Source organism: Streptomyces sp. NPDC007162 (assembly GCF_040634175.1).
GTDB lineage: Bacteria > Actinomycetota > Actinomycetes > Streptomycetales > Streptomycetaceae > Streptomyces.
The window spans coordinates 1-6,112 of the sequence record NZ_JBEYFC010000521.1 but is presented as its reverse complement, the minus strand read 5'-3'; the positions used below and the strand labels follow the sequence as shown (position 1 = coordinate 6,112).

At 73.2% G+C, this 6,112-nt stretch carries 6 protein-coding genes; 4 read left to right on the top strand and 2 right to left on the bottom strand.

The features are described from left to right. Both ABZ646_RS37945 and ABZ646_RS37940 read left to right on the top strand, forming a co-directional pair. Window positions 1–458 (top strand): SpoIIE family protein phosphatase (locus ABZ646_RS37945; RefSeq protein ID WP_360529661.1); only part of this gene is annotated, 458 nt, incomplete at its 5' end. Beyond that, entirely contained in the window at window positions 455–2,179 is a 1,725-nt protein-coding gene (locus ABZ646_RS37940; protein WP_360529658.1) for a SpoIIE family protein phosphatase, read from the top strand. The genes ABZ646_RS37945 and ABZ646_RS37940, both read left to right, overlap by 4 nt. 42 nt (window positions 2,180–2,221) lie before the next feature. Here the strand turns inward: ABZ646_RS37940 and ABZ646_RS37935 are convergent, their stop codons facing one another. Then, window positions 2,222–2,794 carry a MarR family transcriptional regulator gene (locus ABZ646_RS37935; RefSeq protein ID WP_360529655.1) on the bottom strand — a complete coding sequence of 191 codons (573 nt, stop codon included), beginning with the start codon at window positions 2,792–2,794 and terminating at the stop codon, window positions 2,222–2,224. A gap of 26 nt (window positions 2,795–2,820) precedes the next feature. Further along, window positions 2,821–3,663, bottom strand: coding sequence for a YihY/virulence factor BrkB family protein (locus tag ABZ646_RS37930; protein WP_360529652.1), 843 nt, complete (start codon window positions 3,661–3,663; stop codon window positions 2,821–2,823). A 194-nt stretch (window positions 3,664–3,857) separates the two neighbouring features. Here ABZ646_RS37930 and ABZ646_RS37925 point away from each other — a divergent pair, with 194 nt between their 5' ends. Both ABZ646_RS37925 and ABZ646_RS37920 read left to right on the top strand, forming a co-directional pair. After that, entirely contained in the window at window positions 3,858–5,489 is a 1,632-nt protein-coding gene (locus ABZ646_RS37925; RefSeq protein ID WP_360529649.1) for a PP2C family protein-serine/threonine phosphatase, read from the top strand. Then, window positions 5,486–6,112: B12-binding domain-containing protein (locus ABZ646_RS37920; RefSeq protein ID WP_360529647.1), on the top strand; the 627-nt coding region annotated here is incomplete at its 3' end. The genes ABZ646_RS37925 and ABZ646_RS37920, both read left to right, overlap by 4 nt.

Genomic DNA, 6,112 nt, shown 5'->3' with positions numbered 1-6,112 from the left:
AACACCGCCGCGATCCCAATCGCCGCCGTCGCCGCGATCGGCTGCACTACCTACAGCATCCGGCCCTGCGGGCCACCCGCGGGGCCGCGGTCGCCGTGGCCCAGGTGGACACCGCCGGCGGAGAACTCGCGTTCGCGGGAGTCGGCAACGTGGGCGCCCGGCTGCGCGCCGCCGGTTCCTGGCAGCACCTGATCTCCCATCCGGGCATCGTCGGCGCCCAGTTCCCGGCGACCGTCCCCGAGCGCCGCCTGCCCTGGACGCCGGGCAGCCTGCTCGTCCTGCACAGCGACGGGCTGCCCAGCCGGTGGGTGCCGCCCGAGGATCCCGGCCTCCTCGCCCGCGAGCCGGCCGTGATCGCCGCGACCGTCCTCCGCGACGCCAGCAGCGCGGCCAGCCCCGGCCGCGACGACACCTGTGTGGCCGTCCTGACCTCCGACCGACAGGCCGGGAGCCCGTGAACCAGCCGTACGTCCGGAAAATCACCTCGGCCGCCGACGCCCTGAGCGCCCGGGTCCTCGTCGCGCGCCTCACGGCCGCGGCGGGGGCGCCCGCGGTCGAACAGGCCCGCTTCCTCACCGCGCTCACCACCCGCATGCGTGAGAGCCTCGGCCGGGGCGGCTCGGAACTCACCCTCACCGCCCGCCCGTCCGCGACCGACGGGACCACCCTCATGCGAGCCGTCGTGGAACCCGTCTCCGCCGAGCCCGGCCGGACGCCGTGGCAGCTGACACTCGCCTGTCCCGGCCCTCGGACGTGCCACCCGCCCCAGCCGGAGGGTCCGCACGACACCGCGGACGCGGAGGCCGTCCTGGCTGCCGACGAGGAGACCGCGGCCCTCCTGCGGCAACTGGACGAGACCGAGGAGCAGTTGCGCCTGCACCGCGAGGAACTGCACCAGACCAACCAGGGTGTGCTCGCCCTGCACGCCGAACTCGACGCCGCCGCGCGGACCCAGCGGGAACTGCTCGAAGCCGAACGAGCCGCACGCGGCGAGGCGGAGAAGGCGCGGCGCCTGCTGACCTTCCTCGCCGACGCCAGCGCCGCCGTGACCGCCTCCCTCGACCAGGAGGCCATCCTGCGCTGCCTTCCCGAACTGCTCGTGCCCGAGTACGCGAGTCAGGTCGACGTATGGCTCTTCGACGAACCGGACGCCCCGAACGCCGCCCACTCCGCCGCGGCGGTCACCGCCGCCCGCTGCGACCGTCCCCAGCACGCCGGACCCCGTCCCGGCGAGCTCCCGGGCGTCGACGACCTGCCGCCCTCCGCGCTCTCCCCGGACCGGCCGCTGCTGTGCATCCCCCTCACCGTGCGCCACACCTCGGGCGTGCTCACCCTGACCGCCCCCGGTGACCGCTTCGACGCGGACACCAGCGTGATGCTGGTCGAACTGGCCCGCCGGACCGCCATCGCCCTGGACAACGCCCGACGGTACGAACAGCACCGGGACACCGCCGAGGCCCTCCAACGGGCCCAGCTCACCGACCTGCCCGCCGCCGAGGGCCTGGATCTGGCCGCCCGCTACCTCCCCGCCACCCGAGGTCTCAACATCGGCGGTGACTGGTACGACGCCTTCCCGCAGCCCGACGGAAGCCTGCTGACCGTGGTGGGGGACGTCACCGGACACGGGCTGCGCGCCGCCGTCATCATGGGGCAGCTGCGCACCGCGCTGCGTGCCTACGCGATCGAGGACGACAGCCCCGCCCGGATCCTCACCCGCCTGCACCGCATGCTCTGCCACCAGCAGCCGAACCTCTACGCGACCGCCGTGATAGCCCGATTCCGGCCCGGTGACCCGCATGTCGTGTGGGCGGCCGCCGGACACCCCCCGGCCGTCGTCCGAGCGCCCGGTGGAACCGTACAGGTCCTGGACACCAGGCCGGGCGTGATGCTCGGAGTACCCCTTCCGTTCGAGTACGAGGACCACACCGTCGAACTGCCGCCCGACTCGACGCTGGTCCTGTACACCGACGGCCTGGTGGAACGGCGGTCCCAGGGCATCGACCCGGGTGTGGAACTGCTCGGCCGGACCCTGGCCGCGCTGGGCGACTCCGACCTGGCGGACCTCGACGGGTGCGCCGAGTCGCTGCTCAAGGCCCTGGTGCACGACTCCGAACGCGACGACGACGTCTGCCTCCTGCTGTGCCGCACCGTGCAACCCCGGGACGGGGAACCGGAGTGACACCCGGGCACGCCGCGACAACCCCCTGAGCCAGGGCCGTTGCTAAGGCCGCAAGGGCGTCTCGCCCTGAGCGGAGGCGAAACCTTTCATGCCGCGGATCAGCGCGGATCGCTCCGCGGGTGCCATCGCGGCCAGCACGCCTGCCAGAGCCTGGGTGCGCCGGCACGCCACCTCTCCCAGGACGCGGCGCCCCTGCCCGGTGAGGCGCAGCCGCACCTCGCGGCGGTTACGCGGATGCAGCGAACGCTCCAGCATGCCCGCCGCCTCCAGCCGGTCGCACAGCCGGCTGGCGGTGGGCAGCCCTATGTCCATGCGCTCCGCCAGGCCGGTGACATTGACCTCCGGCGCTCTCTCCAGCGTCTGCAGCGCTCGCAGTTGATGGAGGGAGAACCGTACCGTCGACTCCTGAGCAGCCGTGGACCACAGGTCCGCAAGGCGCTCCACGGCATCGGAGATCTCCAGCGCGTCCGCGCTCGGATCGTCAACCGAGCCCACCGCGCGGTCGTCGGCTCCGCCGGGAAGTGTCACGAACACATCGCTTTCAGTGAGACCAGGCGTTTGCGGGAACACCCATATTCCATCGCTGTACCCGGAGAGCCGCAGTGCAACCGGCATCCGCGGACGCTCTGCGGCCGACGCGGTCACGAGCGTGCCGACAGCTCCGCGTTGAACTGCGCACCGACCAGCAGGGCCAGGTTGGCCAGCCACAGCCACACCAGGAAGACCACGACGCCCGCCAGCGAACCGTACAGGCGATGATAGGTGCCGGCATGCGAGGTGTAGACGGCGAACCCGAACGAGACCACCAGTACGAGCACCACCGCCAGCGCCCCGCCGGGCGCCATCTTCCGCACCGGACGCGAGGACGCGGGGCCCGACCGGTACAGGACGAGCACCAGGGCGACGGCGACCACGGCCACCACCGGCCACCGCAGCGCGTCCCAGACGGCCTGCGGTCCGGTGCCCAGGTCCAGCGCCCGGCCGAGCCGCCGGGCCAGGCTGCCGGTCAGGAACAACGCCAGGGTGGTCGTGGCGAGCAGCGCGATCAGGACCAGGGCCGTGATGATGATGCGCGGAGCGGTGCGCCAGACCGGCCGGTGCGCGCTGACGCCGTGCATGGCGTGCAACGCCCGGCGGAAGACGCTCAGATAGCTGGAACCCGACCACAGGGCTCCCGCCCCGCCGACGAAGACCAGCGTCCATTCCGCCGACGACTGCTTGGCCATGTCCTCGAGAGTGCTGTGCAGCAGGGCGCGGGATTCGAGCGGAACGGCCTCCGACATGCGGTCGATGACGTCGGGCCGGGCCGTCGGCATGGACAGGCCGACGATGGAGAGGACCACCAGCAGCACCGGGAACAGGGCCAGGACCGCGTAGTACGTCAACGCGGCGGCCCAGTCCGTGATGTCGTCGTTCCAGACCGCCACCGGTGTCCGGCGCAGGGCCGCCCACCAGCGGGCCGCACGACCGTCGGTTTCATCCATGGGACGGATGCTCTCACCTCTTTGTCCTCGGGCCGCTCGCCCGGGCAGGTTGCCACGGCGGGGGTGGATGCGGGACTGTTGTCGTAAGACATCTATTTTTCGAGAGCAGGAAGGTGGTGAGGCGCGCAGGATGCGCGCCTCCGCTTGTGTCTGCTTCCCCCCATACTTCAGCCCGCCCGCCCGATGCCGGCCACGTGGTCGGTGCGACCTGGACCGGGGCCCCCTACCCGGTCCTGGTCGTCGACCAGCACGGCGTCCTCGTCGACTTCAACGAGGCCGCGCGGATACTCCTGCCCGGTGCGGCCGGGGGTGACCGGTTGGACGAGCGGGTTCCGGCCTGGCTCTCCGACGCCCACGCACGCATGGGCGGCGGCGGGAACGGGCGGAGTGGTGCGGACGCCGGCCTGTCGAACGGACGTATCAACGGTCGTCACTTCGAGGGGCATCCGACCGCGGCCGGCGGCGGTGACGTGGTGTGGTGGCTGGTGGACGACACGGACCGGCGACTGGCCGAGGCCGCGCTGACCGACACCAGGACGCGGACCGAGATCCTGTCCGAGGTCTCCAGCACGCTGCTGTCCACCATGAACGTGCCACGCTGCATGGAGGCCTCGGCGTCCCTGGCCGCCGCGCATCTCGCCGACGCCGCCGTCGTCGTCGCGCCGCCCCAGGGACGGCGCCACTGGCTGACGTTCGCGAACCGGGGCGGTCCCGTCAGCCGGGTCACCCGGCAGGTCGACGTAGCCGGAGTGCCGGGCCTGGCCGAGGCACTCCAGGGCTTCCCGCCCGTGTCGGCCCGCTGGATCGACCCCGTCGACATTCCCGACTGGGTCACCCCGGACGGTTTCCCCGGCCCGCTCGGCTCGGTGATCGTCACCCCGCTGCCCGGTCACGGCGTACCCGCCGGAGCGCTGATCCTGCTGCGGTCCAGCACCGAGCAGTCCTTCACCGAGGGCGAGGAGGTCTTCGCCCGTCTCTTCGCCGCCCGGGCCGGCGCGGCCCTGTCCGCCGCCCGCCTCTACGGCGAACAGGCCGCGGTGACCGCCACCTTGATGCGTGAGCTGCTGCCCCCGACGCTCAGGAGCGTGCACGGCGTCGAGTACGCCGGCGGCTACCGCGCGGCCAAGGACCACGAGCGGGTCGGCGGGGACTTCTACGACGTCCACCCGGGCTCCGACCCCTCCCAGGACACCCTCGTCGTCCTCGGGGACGTCGCGGGCAAGGGACTGGACGCGGCAGTGCTCACCGGCAAGATCCGCAACACGTTGCACGCGCTGCTGCCGCTGACCGACGACCATCAGCGGGTGCTCGACCTGCTCAACGGCGCCCTGCTCTCGTCCCACCACACCCGCTTCGCCACGCTGGTGCTCGCCTCGGTCGGCCGCCAGGGCGACCGGGTCCGGCTACGGCTGACCAGCGCCGGGCATCTGGCGCCGCTGATCGTCCGGGCCGACGGCAGGGTCGAGGAAGTGGCCACGCACGGCACCCTGGTCGGTGCGCTGCCCGCCGTCACGGCGGACACGGTCCACACGGAGCTGGGCCCCGGCGAGATGTGCCTGCTCTACACCGACGGCATCACCGAGGCGCGCGGCGGCCCGCTCGGCGACGAGTTCTTCGGCGACCACCGGCTGCGGCGGGCCCTGGCCGAATGCGCGGGACTGCCGGCCGAAGCGGTCGTGGAACGGGTGCAGATGCTGGCCGCCCAGTGGCTGGGCGCGGGCCGCCACGACGACATGGCCGCCGTCGTCATCAGGGCTCCCCGGGACGGCCCGCCGGCGGCAGGCGACGGGCGGACGGACAGGCGGTACGGCAGGGGGAGTGCGTGAGACAGCCCACCGCGGCGGCCGAGCTGACGGACCGGCTGTGGCAGGCGGTGGTCGACGGCGACGAGCACGAGGCCGCCGACCTCGTCCACAAGGCGGCGGCCGACGGCGTGGACGAGGAGACGCTGCTCCTCGACGTGATCGCGCCCGTACAGGCGAGAGTCGGGTCCGAATGGGCCGCCGACCGCATCACGGTGGCTCAGGAACATGCCGCCACCGCCATCAACGAGCGGGTGATCGCCTCCCTCTCGCACCGTCGGCCGGTCCGCGAGCGCCCCCTCCCGCACCGGGGACGGGTGACGGTCAGCTGCATCGACGGCGAATGGCACGCCTTCCCCGCCCGGCTCGTCGCCGAGGTGCTCCAACTCCGCGGCTGGCGGGTCGACTACCTGGGCGCCCGGACCCCGACGCCGCATCTGGTGGCCCACCTGCACCACACCGGCCCCGACGCGGTCCTGCTGTCCGGCTCGATCCCCACCCACCTGCCGGCCGCGCACGCCGCCGTCACCGCCTGCCAGGCCCTCGGTGTCCGCGTCCTGGTCGGTGGCCGCGCCTTCGGCGCCGACGGCCGCTACGCGCGGGGCGGGCGGGCCGCCCTGGGGGCGGCCGCCGCCGTTAGGAAGAGC

Excerpts from the sequence above, each read along its gene's own strand:
- ABZ646_RS37930 (WP_360529652.1), bottom strand. The coding sequence starts at position 3,663 with ATGGATGAAACCGACGGTCGTGCGGCCCGCTGGTGGGCGGCCCTGCGC.
- ABZ646_RS37935 (WP_360529655.1), bottom strand. The coding sequence starts at position 2,794 with ATGCCGGTTGCACTGCGGCTCTCCGGGTACAGCGATGGAATATGGGTG.